Source organism: Streptomyces achromogenes (genome assembly GCF_030816715.1).
GTDB lineage: Bacteria > Actinomycetota > Actinomycetes > Streptomycetales > Streptomycetaceae > Streptomyces > Streptomyces achromogenes_A.
Genome location: NZ_JAUSYH010000001.1, coordinates 5,440,227 through 5,460,664 on the forward strand (window position 1 = coordinate 5,440,227; position 20,438 = coordinate 5,460,664).

Consider the following 20,438-nt stretch of genomic DNA (forward strand, 5'->3'; position numbering starts at 1 on the left):
TGCACCACCGCGCATCACCGTTGCATCACCGGAAGGAAAGCCATGGCCATGGACGCCGTCTCCGTCATCCGCACCAAGCGGGACCGCGGTGAGCTCAGCGACGAGCAGATCGACTGGGTCATCGACGCCTACACCGGCGGCGAGGTCGCCGACTACCAGATGGCCGCCCTCAACATGGCCATCCTGCTCAACGGCATGAACCGCCGCGAGATCGCCCGCTGGACGGCCGCGATGATCGCCTCCGGCGAGCGCATGGACTTCTCCGCCCTGTCCCGCCCGACCGCCGACAAGCACTCCACGGGCGGCGTCGGCGACAAGATCACGCTGCCGCTGGCCCCCCTTGTGGCGGCCTGCGGCGCGGCGGTCCCGCAGCTCTCCGGACGCGGCCTCGGCCACACCGGCGGCACGCTGGACAAGCTGGAGTCGATCCCGGGCTGGCGCGCACTGCTCTCCAACGAGGAGATGCTGTCCGTGCTGGACGGCACCGGCGCGGTGATCTGCGCCGCAGGCGACGGTCTCGCCCCGGCCGACAAGAAGCTCTACGCGCTGCGGGACGTCACCGGCACCGTCGAGGCCATCCCGCTGATCGCCTCGTCCATCATGTCCAAGAAGATCGCCGAGGGCACCGGGTCGCTGGTCCTGGACGTGAAGGTCGGCACCGGCGCCTTCATGAAGACCATCGAGGACGCCCGTGAGCTCGCCTCGACGATGGTGGGCCTCGGCACCGACCACGGTGTGAGGACGGTCGCCCTGCTGACCGACATGTCCACCCCCCTCGGCCTCACCGCGGGCAACGCCCTCGAGGTCCGCGAGTCGGTCGAGGTGCTGGCCGGCGGCGGCCCGGCGGACGTCGTCGAGCTGACGATCGCTCTGGCCCGCGAGATGCTCGACGCGGCCGGGATCACGGACGCCGACCCGGCGAAGGCGCTCGCCGACGGCTCGGCGATGGACGTCTGGCGGCGCATGATCGCGGCCCAGGGCGGCGACCCGGACGCCGCGCTGCCCACCGCGAAGGAACAGCACGTGGTGAAGGCGGGCGCCTCGGGCGTCCTGACCCGCCTCGACGCCTACGACATCGGCATCGCCGCCTGGCGCCTCGGCGCGGGCCGCGCCCGCAAGGAGGACCCGGTGCAGGCGGGCGCCGGCGTCGAGCTGCACGCCAAGCCCGGCGACACGGTCACGGCCGGCCAGCCGCTGCTCACCCTGCACACCGACACCCCGGAGCGCTTCGACTACGCGCTCCAGGCGGTCGAGGGCTCGTACGACATCGACGCGCCCGGAACCCCGTTCACGGCCTCCCCGGTCGTGCTGGAACGCATCGCCTGACCTGGCCTTACCTGACCCGCGGCTGGAGGCCGCCGGTGTCACAGTCCCCTTTCGGGTGAACGGGATCGGTGGACCTCCGCCGGTCCCGTTCGGCATGCTGGACTCGGTGACGCACGATCAAGGAGACCGCCATGAGCGCACTCACCGTGGGCCACGACCCCGAGCAGAGCTGGGACGACCTCGTCCGGTTCTGGGAGGAGATGGAATGGCCCGAGGGCAGCAAGGTGGAGATCATCGAGGGGATCGTCACCGTGTCACCTGCTCCCGCTTACCGCCACAACATCATCGCGGAACGCATTCAGCGCCGCCTCTACTCCGTCATCCCCGATGACTGGGGGATCTTCCAAACCCTGGCCATCGCCGTGCCGTCGCGGCTGGGCATGCTCATTCCGGACCTCGTGGTGGCCCCCGTGCGGGAGCACACGGAGGCGGACAGTCACATCCCGGCCGGACTGGCCGAACTCGTCGTCGAGGTCACCTCGAAGTCCAACGCCCGGCACGACCGCATCAGCAAACCCGCCGCCTGCGCCTCCGCAGGCATCCCCTTCTACCTCCTCGTCGACCGCTGGGCTCCCGAAGGCCCCAGCGCGACGCTGTACGGAGAACCGAAGGGCGACGTGTACCGCCTGCTGAGCACGGCGAAGTTCGGCGAGGCGCTCAAGCTTCCCGTGCCCTTCGACGTCGTCATCGACACGGGCGAGTTTCCCGCCGAATAGGGCCTGCCGCACAGGCTCGCCGGGCTGGCCCTGCAGCCGTTGCCGATGAGTTGGGGCCTGGACCACGGTCTACCGATCGTGGAAGCGACGACACCCCCCGTGCTCACCCTGACCGGACCCGCCACCAGCGGGCAGGCGGCAGGGCTGGGCGACGCTGTGCGCATGCTGCTGACCGCCGCCGAGACCGGAGTCGTGGTCTGCGACGTGGCCGGGATCGGGCCGCCCGGGCTGCTCACCGTCGACCTGCTGGCGCGGCTCCAGCTGGCCGCCCGGCGGGCCGGGGGCCGGATACGGCTGCGCGGCCCCGACCCCGCGCTACGCGCCCTGCTCCACCTGGTCGGACTCCCCGTCGAGGTGGAGGGGGAGGTCGAAGAGGGGGAACCAGCGCTGGGTGTCGAGGTAGAAGTGGAACCCGGTGAGGCGGCCCTCTGAGATCTCCAGGACCTGGACGGCCCACGGCGTGAACCCGCCCTTCTCCGGGTCCGGCTTGTACTGGGCGAACCCCGGCAGACCGTTGACCTCGACCGGCAGCAGGCGCGAGCCTTCACAGGCGGAGCCGAGCGTGGTCATGAAGCCGGTGATGTCGTCGTGCCCGGTCAGCCACAGGTCGAACGGCGGCATCGTCATGACGGCGTCCTCGTGGAGCAGGGCCGTCAGCGCCGTCATGTCATAGCCCTCGAAGGCTGCCACATAGCGGTCCAGAAGCTTCTGCTGCTCCTCGTCGAGCGGGTCCGACACCGCCGCGTCCGCGCCGGACTCCTTGCGCTCGGCCAGCGTGGCCCGCGCCCGCTGCAGCGCGCTGTTGACCGAGGCGACGGAGGTGTCCAGCAGTTCGGCGACCTCGCTCGCCCGCCACGCCAGCACCTCCCGCAGGATCAGCACCGCCCGCTGCTTCGGCGGCAGCTGCTGCAGCGCGGCCATGAACGCCAGCCGCACCGACTCCTTCGCGACGGCCGCCTCGGCCGGGTCCTCCACCGTCGGCAGCACACGGGCGTCGGGCATCGGCTCCAGCCAGGTGTGGTCGGGGCGGGGCGAGAGCGCGGCCCGGGCGAGGGGGGTGGGTCCGGAGAGGTCCATCGGCCTGGCCCGCTTGTTGCCGGCCGCCAGCATGTCCAGACAGACATTGGTGGCGATCCGGTACAGCCAGGACCGCAGGCTGGAACGGCCCTCGAACCTGTCGTAGCTCCGCCAGGCGCGCACCATGGTGTCCTGCACCGCGTCCTCCGCCTCGAAGGACGAGCCGAGCATGCGGTAGCAGTAACCGGTCAGTTCCGTCCGGTGCTTCTCCAGTGCGACGTCGAGGTCCGTCGTCGCCGTGCTGTCGCCCATCGTCCAACCCACCCCTGTGGCCGTCCTGTCACGCGTCGTCGCGCCCAGCACTCCGGAAGCTACCGCAGCCCACTGACAATGGCCTGCCGAGTCGACGAAAGCGCAGGTGGACGCCCTGTCCAAGCCCTCGCGGCCGCTGTTCAGACCAACTGCTTGACGGACATCAGCAGGTGCCGGTGGCTCTCCGGCGCGTCCGCCGCGCTCAGCAGCGACCGCTGGCCGGTCCCCAGCAGCTCCACCCGCAGTCGCGTCGCCCCGAACGACGCCAGCGCGTCCACCAGATACGCCGGGTTGAAGGCCACGCTGACGTCCTCGGCGCCGGTCAGCGCGGCCGGCAGCCGCTGCGCCGCCACGTCGTCGCCGTATCCGGCGCGCAGCAGCACCGACTCCGCCGAGAAGTCCAGCCGCACCGGACTGTTCGTCTCGGCCACCACCGCGACCCGGCGCACGGCCTCCGTGAGCGCCCCGCACTCGACCTCGGCCACCACGGCCTCCGCCATGTCGAACAGCTTCCCGTACGACGGCAGCCGACCGTCCAGCGGTCGCAGGACCGTCCGCATCCGCCCGCCCCCGAACCCGACGGGTCCGCTTCCGGCCGACCCGCTCCCGGCAGCCCCGTCGAGGCCGATCCGCACGGTCCCGCACCGGGCGAGCGACCGGGCCGCGTCCAGCAGCCGCCGCGCCGGCAGCAGCGCCTCCACCACGCCCCCGCCCGCCGCCTCCGGCTCCGCCTTCCACTCCAGCCGGCGCACCGCGTACCGGTAGCGGTCCGACGCCGACAGCGTCATCTCGTCGCCCTCCAGGCGCAGTTGGACGCCGGTCAGCACCGGGAGGGTGTCGTCGCGGCCTGCCGCCACCGCGACCTGCGCGACGGCGGCCGCGAACGCGGCCGCGTCGACGGCGCCGTACACCTGCGGCGGCGCGGGCGGGGCGGAGTACTCCTCGTGCGGGAGGGTGGACAAGCCGAAGCTCGTGCCGCCCGCCTCGACCGTGAACCGCGTCCCCTCCAGCGCACAGCTCACCGGCCCGTCCGGCAGCACCTTGCAGATGTCCAGCAGCCGCCGCCCGAGGACGAGCACCCGGCCGCCGGTGCCGACCTCGGCGTCCGCCTCGATCCGCGCGGCCGTCTCGAAGTCGAACCCCGACACGCTCAGCGTCCCCGCCGACGCCTCCAGCACCAGCCCGCCCAGCACCGGCACCGGTGGGCGGGCGGGCAGCGCCCGGGCCGCCCATCCCACGGCCTCGACGAGATCACCGCGGTCGATCCGCAACTCCATGGACGCATACCCCCTGTGCCAGAAACCGGTCAGTGGTCGCGGACGCTATCCGCGACCACTGACAAAAGGCTCTGAGCAGGAGGAGCAGGAGGAGCAGGAGGAGCGGGGGACCGGGAAGGGCGCGGTGCCGGGCCGTCCGGCCGGGGCGTGCCTGGCCCGGCCGGACGGGGGCGGTCAGGCGGGAAGGGGCGGTCAGGCGACGGCCGGTGCCTCCCGGCGCGCCGCGCGCGTGCCGGCCACCGTGATCGCGACGACGCCGAGCACCGCGAAGAGGCCGACGCCGACCGTGCCGGCCCAGCCGCCCGAGTGGAAGGCGATCGCACCGACCGTGGAGCCGGCGCTGGAGCCGACGTAGTAAGCGGACTGGTAGAGCGCCGAGGCCTGGGCGCGGCCGGTGGTCGCCGTCCTGCTGACCGCCGACGACGCCACCGCGTGCCCCGCGAAGAAGCCCGCCGTGATCAGGACCAGGCCCAGCAGCACCGGCGCCAGCGAGTCCGCCAGGGAGAGCAGCAGGCCGGCGGCGGTCGTGCCGCCCGCCAGGTACAGCGCGCCGCGCCGACCCAGCCGGCCGACCAGCCGACCCGCCGTCGACGCCGACACCGTGCCCACCAGGTACACCAGGAAGATCGAGCCGACGACGCCCTGGGGGAGCGAGAACGGCTCCTCCGTCAGCCGGTAGCCGATCACCGTGTACACGCCGCCGAAGACGGTCATGAACAGCGCGCCGATCGCGTACAGCCGGCGCAGCAGCGGGTCGGCGAGGTGGCCGCGGACGGTACGGGCCAGGACGCGGGGCGCCAGGGAGCCCGGCGTGAAGTGGCGCGGCGCGGGCAGCAGCAGCCGGAAGGCGACCGCGCAGGCCACCGCCAGCACGCCGATCACGCCGACGGCGATCCGCCAGCCCCACTCCTGCGCGACCCAGCCGGTGATGACCCGGCCGCTCATCCCGCCGACGCTGTTGCCGGCCACGAACAGGCCGATCGCCGTCACCAGCGCCTTCGGCCGGACCTCCTCCGCGAGGTAGGCCGTGGCCGAGGCGGGCAGCCCGGCCAGCGCCGCGCCCTGCACCGCCCGCAGCACGACCAGCCAGCCCAGGGAGGGCGCGAACGGGACCAGCAGGCCCACGCCGACCGCGACCCCCAGCGAGGCCGTCATCACCGTACGGCGGCCGTAGCGCTCGGACAGGGCGCTCATCGGCAGGACGAACAGCGCCAGTCCGCCGGTCGCCGCCGCTACCGTCCAGCTCGCCCGGCTCGCCGCCACCCCGAAGTCGCCGGAGATCAGCGGCAGCAGCGCCTGTGTGGAGTACAGCAGGGCGAAGGTCGCCACACCGGCGAGGAAGAGCGCGAAGCTCATCCGGCGGTAGCCGGGGCCGCCGGGGGCCAGCCGCGTGTCGGAAGGGGCGGCGGAGACGGCGGCGGGGGCGGTGGCGGTCGAGCGGGCGGGCGAAGCGGCGACCACGATCGTGGACGCCCCGGTACTGGCGGGAGACATGCCTCGAACCTACGGACGGCCTCGCTGATCCGTCCAATGCACGGACTCGTCATAATCGTTCCCATGGTGCATCAGCAGAGGTCACGGACTCGCCTGTCACCGTCCGGTGACACAGAAGACACCGCCGACATGGTGAGGCTGCTCGCCCCCCGGCTCGCCTACTTCGCCGGCGTCGCCCGCACCGAGCACGTCACGCGCGCCGCCCAGGAGATGGACGTCCCCCAGTCGACGCTGTCCCGGGCGATGGTCCGGCTGGAGCAGGACCTCGGCGTCGACCTGTTCGCCCGCCGCGGCCGCACGGTCTCCCTCACCCCGGCCGGCCGCACCTTCCTCACCTCGGTGGAGCGCGCCCTGGCGGAGATCGAGCGGGCGGCCGACGAGGTCCGCGCCGACGCCGATCCGACGGCCGGCAAGGTCGCGTTCGGCTTTCTGCACACCATGGGCGCGGAGACCGTGCCCGGGCTCCTGCACGCCTTCCGCGCCGACCACCCGCGGGTGCGCTTCAGCCTCGTGCAGAACTACGGCGAGGCGATGCTCGAAGGGCTGCGGGCCGGCGAGCTGGACCTCTGTCTGACCTCCCCGGTCCCCGACGCCCCGGACCTGGTCGCCCGCAGGCTCGACGAGCAGAAACTGCGTCTGGTCGTCCCGGCCGACCACCGCCTCGCCGCCCGCAGAAGGGTCCGCCTCGCGGAGGCCGCAGACGAGGCCTTCGTCACGCTGGAACCCGGCTACGGCCTGCGCCGCATCACCGACGACCTCTGCACGGAGGCGGGCTTCAGGCCGCGGGTCGCCTTCGAGGGGGAGGAGGCGGAGACGCTGCGCGGGCTGGTGGCGGCGGGTCTGGGAGTCGCCCTGCTGCCACCGCCGGCCGTGGCCCGCCCCGGCGTGGTGGAACTGACGGTCACGGCCCCGCGGGCGGCCCGTGAGATCGGCGTGGCCTGGCTCGAAGGCCGTCCGGACACCCCGCCGGTGGCCGCCTTCAAGAAGTTCCTGCTCTCGAGACGAGGCAACCTGCTCCCGTCCTAGGTGGATTGACCCGCAGTGCGGTTCCATGACGGGACGCCCGTCCGCGCCACCGGCGTCCGTTCCTGCCGTCCCCACCGTCTCCCGACCGTGCCTACCGTCGCCGTAACGACTTCCCGAAACCGGCTGCCAGCGGCATGCGCAGGCCCAGCGGGGGCGGCGCCGCGAGCGCGTCCTCCACCGGGCGGGAGAGCGCCCGGCCGAACAGCGCGCCCATGACGAAGTCCTCGGCGAGGGCGAGGACTTCGGCGCGGTACTGATGCAACCCGTGGCCGTCGGAGTGCACTTCGAACCGGCACACGTCCCGGTTCGCCTTCTTGGCGCGCGCGGCGAGCCGGAACGACAGCTCGGGGTCGCAGCGCTCGTCCTTGGTGCCGTGTACGAGGAGCACCCGTCGTCCCACGAGCTGCCTGACCGGCTCGGGCGGGGCCGCCATGTCCTCCTCCGGCAGCCACGGACCCATCGCCAGAACGGAGTTGACGGCTTCGTGGCCGGCCGCGTGCAGCGCCGCCCGCGCGCCCATGTCGACGCCGGCCAGGCACACCGGGACGTCCCCGTACCGCCGCACGATCTCGTCGGCGGCCCAGGCCGCGTCGGCCGCGAGACGCGCCTCGTCGCCGTTCCAGCCGCGGTAGCGGTAGTGCACGGCGTGCACGGCCAGGCCTTCCCCGGCTCCCGCGCGGGCGAGCCGGCGCCCGAGGCCCCGGACGGAGGCGGCCGCCCACAGGGCGGACGGTCTGCGGCCGGAGACCTCCTCGCCGCCCGGGAGCAGCAGCACCGCTCCGCTCACCGCCGTCGGCTCCGGGCCGAGCGCCCTCCCCAGCCGGGCCGTCCGAACCGGCGTCAGTTCCTGTGCCATGGCAGAACAGTGTCAGAAGCAGTGGTGTGCTCCACCTGTCCGTGCGGTCACCGTTACATATCGGCGGAGTTGTACAACAGGTGATCTACGCGCGTAGGAGTTAGAGTGCGGAAATGACGAGCCAGAGCATCCAGACGGGCATCACCCCGAGCCCGGATCAGATCCGGCGGGCGCCCAAGGTTCTGCTGCACGACCACCTCGACGGCGGGCTGCGCCCCGGCACGATCGTCGATCTCGCCCGGGAGACCGGGTACTCCCGCCTCCCCGAGACGGACCCCGACAAGCTCGGCCTCTGGTTCCGGGAGGCCGCCGACTCCGGCTCCCTGGAGCGGTACCTGGAGACGTTCACGCACACCGTCGGCGTGATGCAGACCCGGGAGGCCCTGGTGCGGGTCGCCCGCGAGTGCGCCGAGGACCTCGCCGAGGACGGCGTCGTCTACGCCGAGGTGCGGTACGCGCCCGAGCAGCACCTCGACGGCGGACTGACCCTCGAGCAGGTCGTCGAGGCCGTCAACGAGGGCTTCCGGGAAGGGGAACGGGCGGCCCGCGGACACGGCCACCGGATCCGCGTCGGCGCCCTGCTGACCGCCATGCGGCACGCGGCCCGCGCCCTGGAGATCGCCGAACTCGCCAACTGCCACCGGGACCTGGGCGTCGTCGGCTTCGACATCGCGGGCGCCGAGGCCGGCTACCCGCCCACCCGGCACCTCGACGCCTTCGAGTACCTCAAGCGCGAGAACAACCACTTCACCATCCACGCCGGCGAGGCCTTCGGGCTGCCGTCCATCTGGCAGGCGCTGCAGTGGTGCGGCGCCGACCGGCTCGGGCACGGCGTGCGGATCATCGACGACATCGAGGTCGCGGACGACGGCTCGGTGAAGCTCGGGCGGCTCGCCTCCTACGTCCGCGACAAGCGCGTCCCGCTGGAGATGTGCCCCAGCTCCAACCTGCAGACCGGAGCGGCCGCCTCCTACGCCGAGCACCCCATCGGTCTGCTGCGCCGGCTCCACTTCCGGACCACCGTCAATACGGACAACCGTCTCATGTCCGGCACCAGTATGAGCCGGGAATTCGAGCACCTGGTCGACGCATTCGGTTACACGCTCGACGATCTCGCCTGGTTCTCGGTCAATGCTATGAAGTCAGCATTCATTCCTTTCGATGAACGACTCGCCATGATCAGTGACGTGATCAAGCCCGGATATGCCGAGCTGAAATCCGAATGGCTGTTCCAGCAGACCGTCTCCACCAGCGGTTCTGTGGCGACAGAAAGCTGAATGCGAAACCTTTGGCGTACGAAATGCGGGCGGGTGTTCACCAACCGTCCGCATTTCGATGTTTGCCGCTGACCCCGTCCCGTGTTTACGGTCGAGAACCGCTCAGTTCCCCGTATCCCATTCGAGGACGCATTCATCATGAAGCAGTCTGCTGCCAAGACCCTCGGTGTCGCCGCTCTCGGTGCCGCCTTCGCCGCCGTCGGGGCGGGCGCCGCCAACGCCGCCCCCGCCGTACCGGACGCCACGCAGGCCCTGGACGGCATCACCCGCACGCTGCCGGCGGAGAACGTGACCCAGGCGCTGCCCGCCGCCGGCCAGGTGCTGACCCAGGCCCAGCCGGCGCTCGGCGCCGGTCTGACCGCCGCCCAGCCGGTCGCCGGGAAGCTGCTCGCCGAGGGCCCCACCGCGCCCGTCTCCGGGCTGCTCGGCGGTCTGCCGCTGCAGGGCCTGCCCACCCCACGGCCTGCCGGTCAACGGGATCCCGCTGGGCTGAGTGGCGTCGCCCGCCGCACCCACCGCAAACCCCATCGCGCCGTCGGGGCGTGCCCGTACGTACCGGGCACGCCCCGACGGCGTTTCCGCGGCGTTTCCGCGGCGTTCCGCGGCGTGCTGCGACGGCGGGTCACCAGGCGGTGCGCGCCGCCTTGTCCTCCGACGGCAGGAGAATCCAGAGGGCTATGTAGAGCAGGAACTGAGGCCCGGGCAGCAGGCAGGAGAGTACGAAGATCACGCGCATCGTGGTCGCGGAGGTGCCGAAGCGGCGGGCCAGCGCGGCGCACACTCCGCCGATCATGCGGCCATGGGTGGGGCGGGCGAGGCTGGACATCTGTGGCTCCTTCGTGAGCGTCCGTCGGAGGCGGCCCTTGCGGCTGCCTTCCCTCTGACGACAACGCTACGGTGACGAAGGGGACGAAGCGTCGCTCTACGGGGCGATACCGACCCTGGGAATCCTCGGGGTGCGACCCTGAGCCGGCTCCCCCTGCCGGACCCCGGCACGCCCCCCGGGCTCCTCCCGGCGACGCAGCCACCCGCGGACCGCCGGCACCACCGCGACGTGCGCCAGGGCCACGCCCGCCGTGTTCAGCAGCAGCGAGTCGACGTCCGCGACCTGACCGGGCACCCCCGTCTGCAGCAACTCGACGGCCAGGGACAGCAGCGCGCCCGCCGTGACCGTACGGACCAGGGAGGCGAGCGGCGACACGCGCAGCCTGCCGTGCACCAGCGGGAGCAGGACGCCCAACGGGGCGAACAGCGCGAGTCCGGCGCCGATCCGCGACGCCGCCTCGGGCCAGCCCAGCCTCAGATCGGCGCGGATCCCGTCGAACGGATGCAGATTGGCCGGCATCACCCAGGGAACGTCCAGTGGGCGCAGCGAGACCCAGGCGACGAACACGAGGTGGGCGGCCAGGAAGAGAATCCCGGTCGCGCGGATGCGGTACGCGGCGCTGCCGCCGATGGAGCCTTGACGCTGCACGCCCCCCAAGACGCGCCCCCCGGCACGATCGGTTCCGGCCCACCGGCCCGGCACCCGGCCCGGTCCCCGCCCCGCCGCGCCACGACAGACGATGACCTGCGACGACGTCGACGCCCGGCCCCGCGTGAGGCGTCCGACACACCCGGCCGCCGCTCCAGCGGTCGGGTGGGCCGGGGTGGCGCCGCACGAGACCCGCGGGGCAGTGCGGGGGCCGGGAGGGGACGGGAGGAGGCGGACCCTCAGCCGCCGCTCGTGACGGCCGTGGACGGGGGTTCCGTGCTGCCGGGCCGCGAACGGACCTCGTCGGTGCACTCGTAGCGGCGCACGGGCTCGGAGCCGGGACCGCCGAGGATCACCGAGCCGTCGCCCTCGGCCGCCGCCGAGTCGGAGAAGGTGCACACGACCTGCGCGAGCGCGTACGAGTTGAGGTCCCCGGGCGGGACGCTCAGCCGCAGTGCGTCGTCCGGGTCCTTGGCGGCCGGACCGCTCACGGTCATGGCGCCGCGCACGTCCGTCGTGTACCCGGCCTCCTTCTCGACGGCCGACGGCGACTCGGCGAGCTGGTCGAGCAGGCCCTGAGCGACCAGCACGCGCCGCGCGGGGCCGGCCGCGCCGTCCGGCACCCGCACACTGCGGTCCACGGCCACCAGCGCCGAACCGCACAGCAGGAACACCCGCACCGGCACACCCGCGCGCGCGGCCTGCGGAGACACGGCGAGGTCGGTGAGCGAGCAGCGCACCCGGGAGGGCGCGGGACCGAAGTCGGTCGGCACCTCGGTCGCCCGGATGCCGCAGCCCGCGAGCGGACCGGCCAGGGCGGCCAGCACCGCGGCGGCGCACAGCCGTCGTACGGTCGCACGGCCCATGGTCACGATGCGTCCCCCTCGTCCAGCCCGGTCGTCACGCCCTGCTCGCCGCCGTCCGCGCCGTCCCGGTCCGCCGGCTCGGCGACGCCCCGCGGCAGCCGCAGCGTGAACACCGCGCCGCCCTCCGGGGAGTTGGCGGCGGTGATCTCACCGCCGTGGATGTGGGCGTTCTCCAGCGCGATGGACAGGCCCAGCCCGCTGCCCTCGGAACGCGGCCGGGAGGCGCTCGCCTTGTAGAACCGGTCGAAGACGTGCGGCAGCACCTCCTCCGGGATGCCCGGCCCGTGGTCGCGCACGGCGATGACCACCGAGTCGTCCTGCGCCGACACCGACACCCGCACCGGCGAACCGCCGTGCTTGAGCGCGTTGCCGATGAGGTTGGCGAGGATGACGTCCAGCCGGCGCGGGTCGAGCCGGGCGTGGATGCCGCGCTCCGCGGCCAGGTCGACCGCGTCCAGCCAGGCCCGCGCGTCGATGCACGCGGTGATCTGGTCGGCGACGTCGACGTCGTCCAGGACCAGCCGCGCGGTCCCCGCGTCGAAGCGGGTGACCTCCATCAGGTTCTCCACCAGGTTGTTCAGCCGCCGCGTCTCGCTGACCACCAGCCGCACCGCGGGCTCGATCATCGGGTCGATGCTGCCCGACTCGGCGTCCAGCTCCTCCTCCAGCACCTCCGCGACGGTGGTGATGGCGGTCAGCGGCGTCCGCAGCTCGTGCGACATGTCGGCGACGAACCGGCGGGACGCCTCGTCACGGGCGGCCATGTCGTCGACCCGCTTCTCCAGCGCCTCGGCGGTCCGGTTGAACGTCCGCGACAGATCGGCGAGTTCGTCCGTCCCGGAGACCCGCAGCCGGGTGTCGAGCCGTCCCTCGCCGAGCCGGCGCGCCGCGACGCCCAGCCGGTGCACCGGCTTCAGGACGGTCGTGGCGGCGGCCTGCGCGAGCAGCGCGGCCCCGACCAGCGCGAGGGCGGTGGCGATCCCCAGCGACCAGGCCAGCGAATTGAGGTCCTTGGCCTCCGGCGCCAGCGACTTGCGCATGTAGCCGGTCGGCCCGCCCCCGTTCACCCGCGTCCCGGCCACCAGGTACGGCGTCCCGTGGTCCACGACCCGCTGCCAGTACAGGTGGTACGGCGACTTGTTGCCGCCGGTCACGTCCTGCTGCTTGTTCACCGCCGTGCGCAGCGACTCGGGGACGTCCTCCAGGGAGAACCCGTTGAGCCCGTTGGAGTTGCCGTACACGGTCTTGCCGCTGTCGTCCGCGCCCACCAGCAGCACGTTGAACCGCTGGCTGCTGGTGGCCATCTGCCCCGCGGTGTGCTGGAGCTCGTCCTGCGAGGGACGCTCCGGCAGCGAACCCGCCCGGTTCTGCATCTCCTGCTCGAAGTCCCGCAGCACCGAACCCTGCGTGCGGGTCAGCACGGCCTCGCGGTTCAGCCAGTACGCGATGCCGGACGCGGACACGGCGGCCGTCAGCGCCACCGCGCCGAAGACCACCACCAGCCGCAGACGCAGGCTGGTGAGACGCAGCCGTGACACTCTTCCCTTGCGCGCCGCGGACCAGCCGCGGAGCCCCCCCTGCGGCTGTGTCACTGAGGGGCGTCCAGGCGGTAGCCGACGCCGCGCACGGTTCTGATCAGGACCGGGGAGGACGGCACGTCCTCCACCTTGGCCCGCAGCCGCTGGACGCAGGCGTCCACCAGCCGCGAGTCGCCCAGGTAGTCGTGCTCCCACACCAGCCGCAGCAGTTGCTGCCGGGACAGCGCCTGGCCGGGCCGGCGGCTCAGTTCGAGCAGCAGCCGCAGCTCGGTCGGGGTGAGCTGGAGGTCCTCGCCGTTCTTCGTGACCGTCATCGCCGCGCGGTCGATGACGAGGCTGCCGAAGGTCGCCGAGTCGTTCGACTCGCGCTCCCCGCGCCGCAGCACCGCCCTGATCCGGGCGTCCAGCACCCGGCCCTGCACGGGTTTCACGACGTAGTCGTCGGCGCCGGACTCCAGCCCGACCACCACGTCGATGTCGTCGCTGCGCGCGGTGAGCAGGATGATCGGCAGCTGGTCGGTGCGCCGGATGCGACGGCAGACCTCGAAACCGTCGATGCCGGGCAGCATCACGTCCAGCACGATCAGATCCGGCCGCTGCTCGCGCAGGAGCTTCAGACCGTCCTCACCGCTCGCAGCGGTCGCCACACGGTGCCCCTGGCGCGTCAGTGAGAGCTCCAGGGCCGTGCGGATGGCGTCGTCGTCCTCGATCAGCAACAGGGAAGGCACGGGCTCATTCTGGCCTATGAGGGTGCTGTCGTTCGACCTGTGGGTAGGTGCCGGTCCGGGCGCGGTCGCCGCGCGGCGACCGTTCCGGCGGCGCGGGCGGCGCGCGAGGGCCCCGGGAAAGGCCGCGAACACCTGCGCCAGAGGCGTACGCAGGACCGGTTCACACGCCGCAGACCTGCGGTTTCGGCGAGCCGGGCGCTCTTTCGCGGACGCGCGGATGCGCGGGTCCGGCCGTCCCGGCCGCGGAGACACCGGCCCCGGCGAGACGGGATCGGCCGCTCCTCGCCACCGGCCGAGGCGCGACGGGAGACCGGCCGGTGACCCGCGCGGCTCCCCGCCGCCCTCGAGGTCACCGCCGCCTCCGGCTCCCGCCGCCCTCGGCGCGGCGGGGCGGTCCCTGCCGTGCGGTGCTTCCTCGGAGAGCCCCCGCTGACCATCCCCGTGACCGCTCCCGCGGGCCGCCCCGGGTCCCGGACCGCCCCCCTGTGTCCCTCGGCGGTGACCTGCGGCGACCAGGCCAACTGCCGTACCGCGCAGGGCTGTGAAGCGGCTGTGGTGTTCCCGTGACAGGCCCCTGTGACAGGTCTGTGACAGACGGCGGACACGGCGATGAAGTGCCCCGGGCAGTCTTTTGGTCACAAGGCGGGGCGACGCGGAAGACGAACACCGCGGAACCCGGCCGAGCACCGGACCGAACACCGTAAGTCCACGACGGGGGGCGCGAGATGAACACGCTGCACGGTATGAGCACCAACGCAGTCGCGGTCGTCACGCGTCTGCACGACGTGAACCGGGGTTCCGAGAAGTCCGGTGCTGTGACCGGGCGGGGGTGCGGTCGCGGCATCGGGCGTCAGCACGCCCCCCTCATGGCGGTCGTCGACACGGGGGAGCAGGCGGCTCACGGGGGAGCCGCGTACGGGGAGGACTCGGGGGAGCGTCGCTCCCTGACGGAGGCGGAGTTCACCGCCTACGTCCAGGAGCGCCGCGCCTCCCTGTACGCCACCGCGTACCACCTCACCGGCGACCGATTCGAGGCCGAGGACCTGCTGCAGAGCGCCCTGTTCTCGACGTACCGGGCATGGGAGCGGATCAGCGACAAGGCCGCGGTCGGCGGATACCTCCGCCGGACGATGACCAACCTGCACATCAGCGCGTGGCGCCGCCGCAAGCTGAACGAGTACCCGACCGAGGAACTGCCGGAGACGCCCGGCGACACGGACGCGATGCGCGGCACCGAACTGCGCGCCGTCCTGTGGCAGGCGCTGGCCCGGCTGCCCGAACTCCAGCGGACGATGCTGGTCCTGCGCTACTACGAGGGCCGCACCGACCCGGAGATCGCGGAGATCCTCGACATCAGTGTCGGCACGGTGAAGTCGAGCATCTGGCGGTCGCTCCGCCGGCTGCGCGAGGACGAGGTCCTCAGCTTCGGCCGTGACGAGGAGGACGCCTTCGGGGAGCTTGTCGCCTGAGGGTGAACGGGGGAGGGCCCGGCTCCGCTCAGGGGAGCCGGTGAACGGGGGAGCGGTGCCGGGGGGACCCGACGGGGGACGTACGGGGAGCGGCACCGCGCAAGCACGGGGGAAGCACCACACGGGGGATCACGGGGGAAGCACGGGGGAGCGGGGCTGGAGGGCCGGGGGGTCCGTCCAGTCCCGCTTTTTCGCGTCGCCTCGCGTCGCCGCGTCCTGAGCGCCGGTCCGGTCCCCGAGGCCGCCCCGTGCGTCCGGGCCCGATCCGGGCGAACGAGGGGCCGCTAGACGGCGGTTCGCGTGCCGGCGGCGCGGCGGCCCGCCGCGGCGGCGGCCAGGCGGCCCATCGCCTCGTCACGGTCGCAGGCGTAAGCGCCGAGCCCGGTCTGCCGGGCCACGATGGAGCGTTCGGCGCGCATCAGACGCCAGCCGCGCCGCAGGAGGAAGGGAACCGACTTGCGGCCCTCCCTCAGATCGCGCAGGAAGCGGCGGCGGAAGGTCTTCACCGGACCGCGGCTCAGACACAGCGCGTCGGCCAGGACGCCCAGCTCCCGGCAGCGGACGACGATCTCGGCGGCGAAGATGCCCTCGGCGATGAACAGCGGGGTGCGCCCGATCTCGACCGCCTCCTCGCCGGTGCGCGCGCTGAGCGAGAGGTCGTAGACGGGCACATGTGTGCGCCCGGTGCCGCACAGGTCCACGATCGCGGCGACGGCGGCGGCCGCGTCCCACGAGTCGGGGTGGTCCCAGTCGATGTCGGAGCTGCCGGCGACCGACGGCAGCGTCGGGTCGTCGCCCTCCTTGTAGAAGTCGTCGAGCCGCAGCACAGGCAGGCCGGAGCGGGCCGCGAGCAGGGACTTGCCGGAGCCGGAAGGGCCGCAGAGCAGCACGACTCGCGTCGGTATGGGCGGAGGGGGCGTCACAGGACACCAGTGTGAGGCATCACCCGGTCCGTCAACGACCCCGCGGGTCGGCTTTGATGCGCGCGTCACATCTCAACTACCCTTCGTGGCGACCTGATCACCTTGCGCATCAGAAGGCGGCATCGACGATGGCCCGACACGACTCCTCCCACACCTCCACCGGCCGGCGCGCCCTCGCCGTCCTCGCGACCGCCGGGGTGGCGCTGGGCGCGGGCGCCTCGGCCGCCTCGGCGGCGACCGGCGAACCGGTCCTCGGCGCGCTGAACAGCCGGCCCACCTCGATCGGCTCGATCGACCCGCAGGCGGGCGTGCAGGGGGCGCTGGGCGCTCTGCCGTACGTCACCGGCGCCGTCTCCGGCCTCAAGCCCAACCCCCTCGCGGGCACCGGCGTCGACCCCCTGGACAACGGCGTGGGGACCCAGCTCGCCGACTTCCAGCCCCTGACCTCCCAGATGCTGACCGCCCCGGTCGCCCAGGCGCAGTCGATCGGGTCGATCCCGGTGCTGGGCGAGGTGACGAAGGTGCTGGGCGGCTGAGCGCCCCGCACGGCAGAAAGACGGGAGCCGCGCCGCCCTCCGACGGAGGGTGACGCGGCTCCCGGTCTCGGGCCGCGTCTCCTCCGGACGGAGAGGAGGCGCGGCCCCGCTGGTAGGGGGCGCCGACGCGAAGCCCCGGGGCCGTCGTCAGTACGACGAGCCGGACGCGCCCAGGGAGCCCGTGGGGTGCCAGACGGTCTTGGTCTCCAGGAAGGCCGTCATGCGGTCGATGCCGGGAGTCGCCGCCCAGTCGTCCACAGCCTGTGGACGAAGGACGCGCTTGAGGTTGTCGGCCGCGGCGATCTCCAGCTCCTTCGCCAGCGCCTCGTCGGCGCCCGCGAGGTCGATCGCGTTGACGTCCTGATGGGACGCCAGGGGCGCCGCGATCTCCGCAGTGCGGCCGGAGAGGACGTTGACGACGCCGCCGGGCAGGTCGGAGGTGGCCAGCACCTCGCCGAGCGACAGTGCCGGCAGGGGCGAGCGCTCGCTCGCGATCACGACGGCCGTGTTGCCGGTGGCGATCACCGGGGCGACGACCGAGACCAGGCCCAGGAAGGACGAGTCCTGCGGCGCGAGGACGGTCACGACACCCGTCGGCTCCGGCGAGGAGAGGTTGAAGTACGGGCCCGCGACCGGGTTCCCGCCGCCCACCACCTGGGCGATCTTGTCGGTCCAGCCCGCGTACCAGACCCAGCGGTCGATCGTCGCGTCCACCGCCGCGGCCGCCCTGGACTTGGACAGGCCCTCGGCGTCGGCGACCTCACGGGCGAACTGCCCCCGGCGACCCTCCAGCATCTCCGCGACGCGGTAGAGGATCTGGCCCCGGTTGTACGCCGTGGCCCCGGCCCAGCCGCCGAACGCCTTGCGCGCGGCGACCACCGCGTCACGCGCGTCCTTGCGGGACGACTGCGGCGCGTTGGCCAGCCACCTGCCCTGTGCGTCGGTCACCTCGTACACCCGGCCGCTCTCCGAACGCGGGAACTTCCCGCCGACGTACAGCTTGTAGGTCTTGAAGACGCTCAGACGCGGCTGCTCGGTCTTCTCGGACTTGTCAGACATCGAGGTACGCCTCCAGGCCGTGGCGGCCGCCCTCGCGGCCGAAGCCCGACTCCTTGTACCCGCCGAACGGCGAGGTCGGGTCGAACTTATTGAACGTGTTGGACCAGACGACGCCGGCCCGGAGCTTGTTCGCCACCGCGAGGATGCGGGAGCCCTTCTCCGTCCAGACGCCCGCCGACAGGCCGTACGGCGTGTTGTTGGCCTTGGCGACGGCCTCGTCCGGGGTGCGGAAGGTGAGGACCGACAGGACCGGGCCGAAGATCTCGTCCCGGGCCACGGTGTGGGCCTGGGTGACGTTCGTGAAGAGCGTCGGCGCGAACCAGAAGCCGGCGTTCGGCAGCTCACAGGCCGGGGACCAGCGCTCCGCGCCCTCCGCCTCGCCCTGCTCGACGAGCGAGGTGATGCGGGTCAGCTGCTCCTCGGAGTTGATCGCGCCGATGTCCGTGTTCTTGTCCAGCGGATCGCCGAGGCGCAGCGTCGACAGCCGGCGCTTGAGGGACTCCAGGAGCTCCTCCTGGATCGACTCCTGGACGAGGAGACGGGAGCCCGCGCAGCAGACCTGGCCCTGGTTGAAGAAGATGCCGTTGACGATGCCCTCGACGGCCTGGTCGATCGGCGCGTCGTCGAAGACGATGTTGGCGCCCTTGCCGCCCAGCTCCAGCGTGAGCTTCTTGCGGCTGCCCGCGACCGTCTTCGCGATCGCCTTGCCGACGGCCGTGGAACCGGTGAAGGCCACCTTGTTCACGTCGGGGTGGGCGACGAGCGCCGCCCCCGTGTCGCCGTACCCGGGCAGGATGTTGACGACGCCCCGGGGCAGACCGGCCTGACGGCAGACGTCCGCGAAGAACAGCGCGGACAGCGGCGTGGTCTCGGCCGGCTTCAGGACGACCGTGTTGCCGGTGGCGAGCGCCGGGGCGATCTTCCACGCCAGCATCAGCAGGGGGAAGTTCCAGGGGATGACCTGGCCGGCCACGCCCAGCGGCTTCGGCGAGGACCCGAACCCGGCGTGGTCGAGCTTGTCGGCCCAGCCCGCGTAGTAGAAGAAGTGCGCGGCGACCAGCGGCAGGTCGGCGTCGCGCGTCTCCCGGATCGGCTTGCCGTTGTCCAGCGTCTCCAGGACGGCCAGCTCACGGCTGCGCTCCTGGATGATCCGGGCGATGCGGAACAGGTACTTCGCCCGCTCGGCGCCGGGGAGCGCGGACCAGGCGCCGAAGGCCCTGCGGGCGGCCTTCACGGCACGGTCCACGTCGGCCTCGCCCGCCTGGGCGATCTCGGAGAGGACCTCCTCGGTGGACGGCGAGACGGTCTTGAAGACCCTGCCGTCGGCCGCCTCGGTGAACTCGCCGTCGATGAACAGGCCGTAGGAGGGGGCGATGTCGACGACCGAGCGGGACTCGGGCGCCGGTGCGTACTCGAAAGCGGAGGTGAATGCGGAAGCCATGGTGATCAGTCCACCGTCACGTAGTCGGGGCCGGAGTAGCGGCCGGTGGCCAGCTTCTGACGCTGCATCAGCAGATCGTTCAGGAGCGAGGAGGCGCCGAAGCGGAACCAGTGGTTGTCCAGCCAGTCCTCGCCCGCGGTCTCGTTGACCAGGACCAGGAACTTGATCGCGTCCTTGCTGGTGCGGATGCCGCCGGCGGGCTTCACACCGACCTGGACGCCGGTCTGGGCGCGGAAGTCGCGGACGGCTTCCAGCATGAGCAGGGTGTTGGCGGGGGTGGCGTTGACGGCGACCTTGCCGGTGGACGTCTTGATGAAGTCCGCCCCGGCCAGCATGCCGAGCCAGCTCGCCCGCCGGATGTTGTCGTACGTCGAGAGCTCGCCGGTCTCGAAGATGACCTTGAGGCGGGCGGCCGTCCCGCAGGTCTCGCGGACGGCGACGATCTCGTCGTACACCTTCATGTACCGGCCGGCCAGGAACGCCCCGCGGTCGATGACCATGTCGACCTCGTCGGCGCCGGCGGCGACCGCGTCACGGACGTCGGCCAGCTTCACGTCCAGGGCGGCGCGGCCGGCCGGGAAGGCGGTGGCGACCGAGGCGACCTTCACGGCGGAGCCCGCGACGGCCTCCTTGGCGACGGCCACCATGTCGGGATAGACGCAGACCGCGGCCGTGGCGGGGGCCGTCCGGTCGGTCGGATCGGGACGGACCGCCTTCGCGCCGAGCGCCCGGACCTTGCCCGGGGTGTCCGCGCCTTCCAGCGTCGTCAGGTCGACCATCGAGATGGCGAGGTCGATGGCGTACGCCTTGGCGGTCGTCTTGATGGAACGGGTGCCGAGCGTGGCGGCGCGCGCCTCCAGGCCGACCGCGTCGACGCCGGGCAGCCCGTGGAGGAAGCGGCGCAACGCGGCGTCGGACGCTGTCACGTCGGTGAGCGCCGGGGCTGCGGTGGGTGCATTGGTGGGCATGGTCACCAGACGAGCATATCTACGCGCGTAGCGGGTGTACACCCCCGGAAGCCGTTCGGGCGCTCATCGCACGCCGGGACACCGCGTATGAGCGGATCGCGGGCTTCGGGCACAATCGGGGCCATGACGAGCCCG

At 72.6% G+C, this 20,438-nt stretch carries 20 protein-coding genes and 1 pseudogene; 8 read left to right on the forward strand and 13 right to left on the reverse strand.

The genetic code is table 11. The features are described 5' to 3' along the window. Positions 1 to 42: 42 nt before the first annotated feature. From QF032_RS24575 to QF032_RS24585, 3 genes are all read left to right on the forward strand, one after another. Positions 43 to 1,326: a thymidine phosphorylase gene (locus QF032_RS24575; RefSeq protein ID WP_307045416.1), complete on the forward strand. Its 1,284-nt coding sequence runs from the start codon at positions 43 to 45 to the stop codon at positions 1,324 to 1,326. A 131-nt stretch (positions 1,327 to 1,457) separates the two neighbouring features. Beyond that, on the forward strand, positions 1,458 to 2,042 hold the full coding sequence (locus tag QF032_RS24580; protein ID WP_307057499.1) for a Uma2 family endonuclease: 585 nt from the start codon (positions 1,458 to 1,460) through the stop codon (positions 2,040 to 2,042). Positions 2,043 to 2,087: 45 nt separating this feature from the next. Next, positions 2,088 to 2,474, forward strand: a complete 387-nt coding sequence (locus QF032_RS24585) for an STAS domain-containing protein (RefSeq protein ID WP_307057502.1) — start codon at positions 2,088 to 2,090, stop codon at positions 2,472 to 2,474. Here the strand turns inward: QF032_RS24585 and QF032_RS24590 are convergent. From QF032_RS24590 to QF032_RS24600, 3 genes are all read right to left on the reverse strand, one after another. Further along, complete coding sequence (locus tag QF032_RS24590) at positions 2,358 to 3,371, reverse strand: sigma-70 family RNA polymerase sigma factor (RefSeq protein ID WP_307057504.1); 1,014 nt, start codon at positions 3,369 to 3,371, stop codon at positions 2,358 to 2,360. The genes QF032_RS24585 and QF032_RS24590 overlap by 117 nt on opposite strands. A 140-nt stretch (positions 3,372 to 3,511) precedes the next feature. Further along, positions 3,512 to 4,648 (reverse strand): DNA polymerase III subunit beta, encoded by a 1,137-nt coding sequence (dnaN, locus tag QF032_RS24595; RefSeq protein WP_307057507.1) that lies wholly within the window; start codon positions 4,646 to 4,648, stop codon positions 3,512 to 3,514. Between the two features lie 192 nt (positions 4,649 to 4,840). Further along, complete coding sequence (locus tag QF032_RS24600) at positions 4,841 to 6,142, reverse strand: MFS transporter (RefSeq protein ID WP_307045425.1); 1,302 nt, start codon at positions 6,140 to 6,142, stop codon at positions 4,841 to 4,843. 63 nt (positions 6,143 to 6,205) lie between these two features. Between QF032_RS24600 and QF032_RS24605 the strand changes: the two genes are divergently transcribed. Beyond that, the gene (locus QF032_RS24605) at positions 6,206 to 7,168 is read left to right on the forward strand and encodes a LysR family transcriptional regulator (RefSeq protein ID WP_307045427.1); all 963 of its coding nucleotides are present in this window, start codon (positions 6,206 to 6,208) and stop codon (positions 7,166 to 7,168) included. Between the two features lie 91 nt (positions 7,169 to 7,259). Here the strand turns inward: QF032_RS24605 and QF032_RS24610 are convergent, their stop codons facing one another. After that, positions 7,260 to 8,024, reverse strand: a complete 765-nt coding sequence (locus QF032_RS24610; RefSeq protein WP_307045429.1) for a prolyl oligopeptidase family serine peptidase — start codon at positions 8,022 to 8,024, stop codon at positions 7,260 to 7,262. A gap of 113 nt (positions 8,025 to 8,137) precedes the next feature. Between QF032_RS24610 and QF032_RS24615 the strand changes: the two genes are divergently transcribed. Further along, a complete protein-coding gene (locus QF032_RS24615) occupies positions 8,138 to 9,301 on the forward strand; it encodes an adenosine deaminase (protein WP_307057509.1) in 1,164 nt (387 codons plus the stop codon). A gap of 138 nt (positions 9,302 to 9,439) precedes the next feature. Next, positions 9,440 to 9,794 (forward strand): annotated as a pseudogene (locus tag QF032_RS24620) (ATP-binding protein). Between the two features lie 129 nt (positions 9,795 to 9,923). On the opposite strand, the gene QF032_RS24625 reads toward QF032_RS24620, so the two are convergent. The 5 genes from QF032_RS24625 to afsQ1 form a co-directional block, all read right to left on the reverse strand. Then, complete coding sequence (locus QF032_RS24625; protein ID WP_306949626.1) at positions 9,924 to 10,127, reverse strand: PspC domain-containing protein; 204 nt, start codon at positions 10,125 to 10,127, stop codon at positions 9,924 to 9,926. A gap of 96 nt (positions 10,128 to 10,223) precedes the next feature. Next, positions 10,224 to 10,775: a VanZ family protein gene (locus QF032_RS24630; protein WP_307045435.1), complete on the reverse strand. Its 552-nt coding sequence runs from the start codon at positions 10,773 to 10,775 to the stop codon at positions 10,224 to 10,226. Between the two features lie 239 nt (positions 10,776 to 11,014). Next, positions 11,015 to 11,641 carry a hypothetical protein gene (locus QF032_RS24635; RefSeq protein ID WP_307050284.1) on the reverse strand — a complete coding sequence of 209 codons (627 nt, stop codon included), beginning with the start codon at positions 11,639 to 11,641 and terminating at the stop codon, positions 11,015 to 11,017. 2 nt (positions 11,642 to 11,643) lie between these two features. Beyond that, entirely contained in the window at positions 11,644 to 13,233 is a 1,590-nt protein-coding gene (locus QF032_RS24640) for a sensor histidine kinase (protein WP_307045436.1), read from the reverse strand. Beyond that, positions 13,230 to 13,907, reverse strand: coding sequence for a two-component system response regulator AfsQ1 (gene afsQ1 / locus QF032_RS24645; RefSeq protein WP_173985586.1), 678 nt, complete (start codon positions 13,905 to 13,907; stop codon positions 13,230 to 13,232). Before afsQ1 ends, QF032_RS24640 begins: the two co-directional genes overlap by 4 nt. A 725-nt stretch (positions 13,908 to 14,632) precedes the next feature. Here afsQ1 and QF032_RS24650 point away from each other — a divergent pair. Then, entirely contained in the window at positions 14,633 to 15,376 is a 744-nt protein-coding gene (locus QF032_RS24650; protein ID WP_306949623.1) for a SigE family RNA polymerase sigma factor, read from the forward strand. Between the two features lie 284 nt (positions 15,377 to 15,660). Here the strand turns inward: QF032_RS24650 and QF032_RS24655 are convergent, their stop codons facing one another. Further along, a complete protein-coding gene (locus QF032_RS24655; protein ID WP_307045438.1) occupies positions 15,661 to 16,368 on the reverse strand; it encodes a uridine kinase in 708 nt (235 codons plus the stop codon). A gap of 59 nt (positions 16,369 to 16,427) precedes the next feature. Here QF032_RS24655 and QF032_RS24660 point away from each other — a divergent pair, with 59 nt between their 5' ends. Continuing rightward, the gene (locus QF032_RS24660) at positions 16,428 to 16,835 is read left to right on the forward strand and encodes a hypothetical protein (protein ID WP_307057512.1); all 408 of its coding nucleotides are present in this window, start codon (positions 16,428 to 16,430) and stop codon (positions 16,833 to 16,835) included. A 147-nt stretch (positions 16,836 to 16,982) separates the two neighbouring features. Here QF032_RS24660 and QF032_RS24665 read toward each other — a convergent pair whose 3' ends face one another. From QF032_RS24665 to deoC, 3 genes are read right to left on the reverse strand one after another with little or no spacing between them, the layout of a single operon-like run. Next, positions 16,983 to 17,894, reverse strand: a complete 912-nt coding sequence (locus QF032_RS24665) for an aldehyde dehydrogenase family protein (protein WP_307045442.1) — start codon at positions 17,892 to 17,894, stop codon at positions 16,983 to 16,985. Next, positions 17,887 to 19,335: an aldehyde dehydrogenase family protein gene (locus QF032_RS24670; RefSeq protein ID WP_307057514.1), complete on the reverse strand. Its 1,449-nt coding sequence runs from the start codon at positions 19,333 to 19,335 to the stop codon at positions 17,887 to 17,889. Before QF032_RS24670 ends, QF032_RS24665 begins: the two co-directional genes overlap by 8 nt. 5 nt (positions 19,336 to 19,340) lie before the next feature. Then, entirely contained in the window at positions 19,341 to 20,303 is a 963-nt protein-coding gene (gene deoC / locus QF032_RS24675; protein WP_057584762.1) for a deoxyribose-phosphate aldolase, read from the reverse strand. Between the last annotated feature and the right edge of the window lie 135 nt (positions 20,304 to 20,438).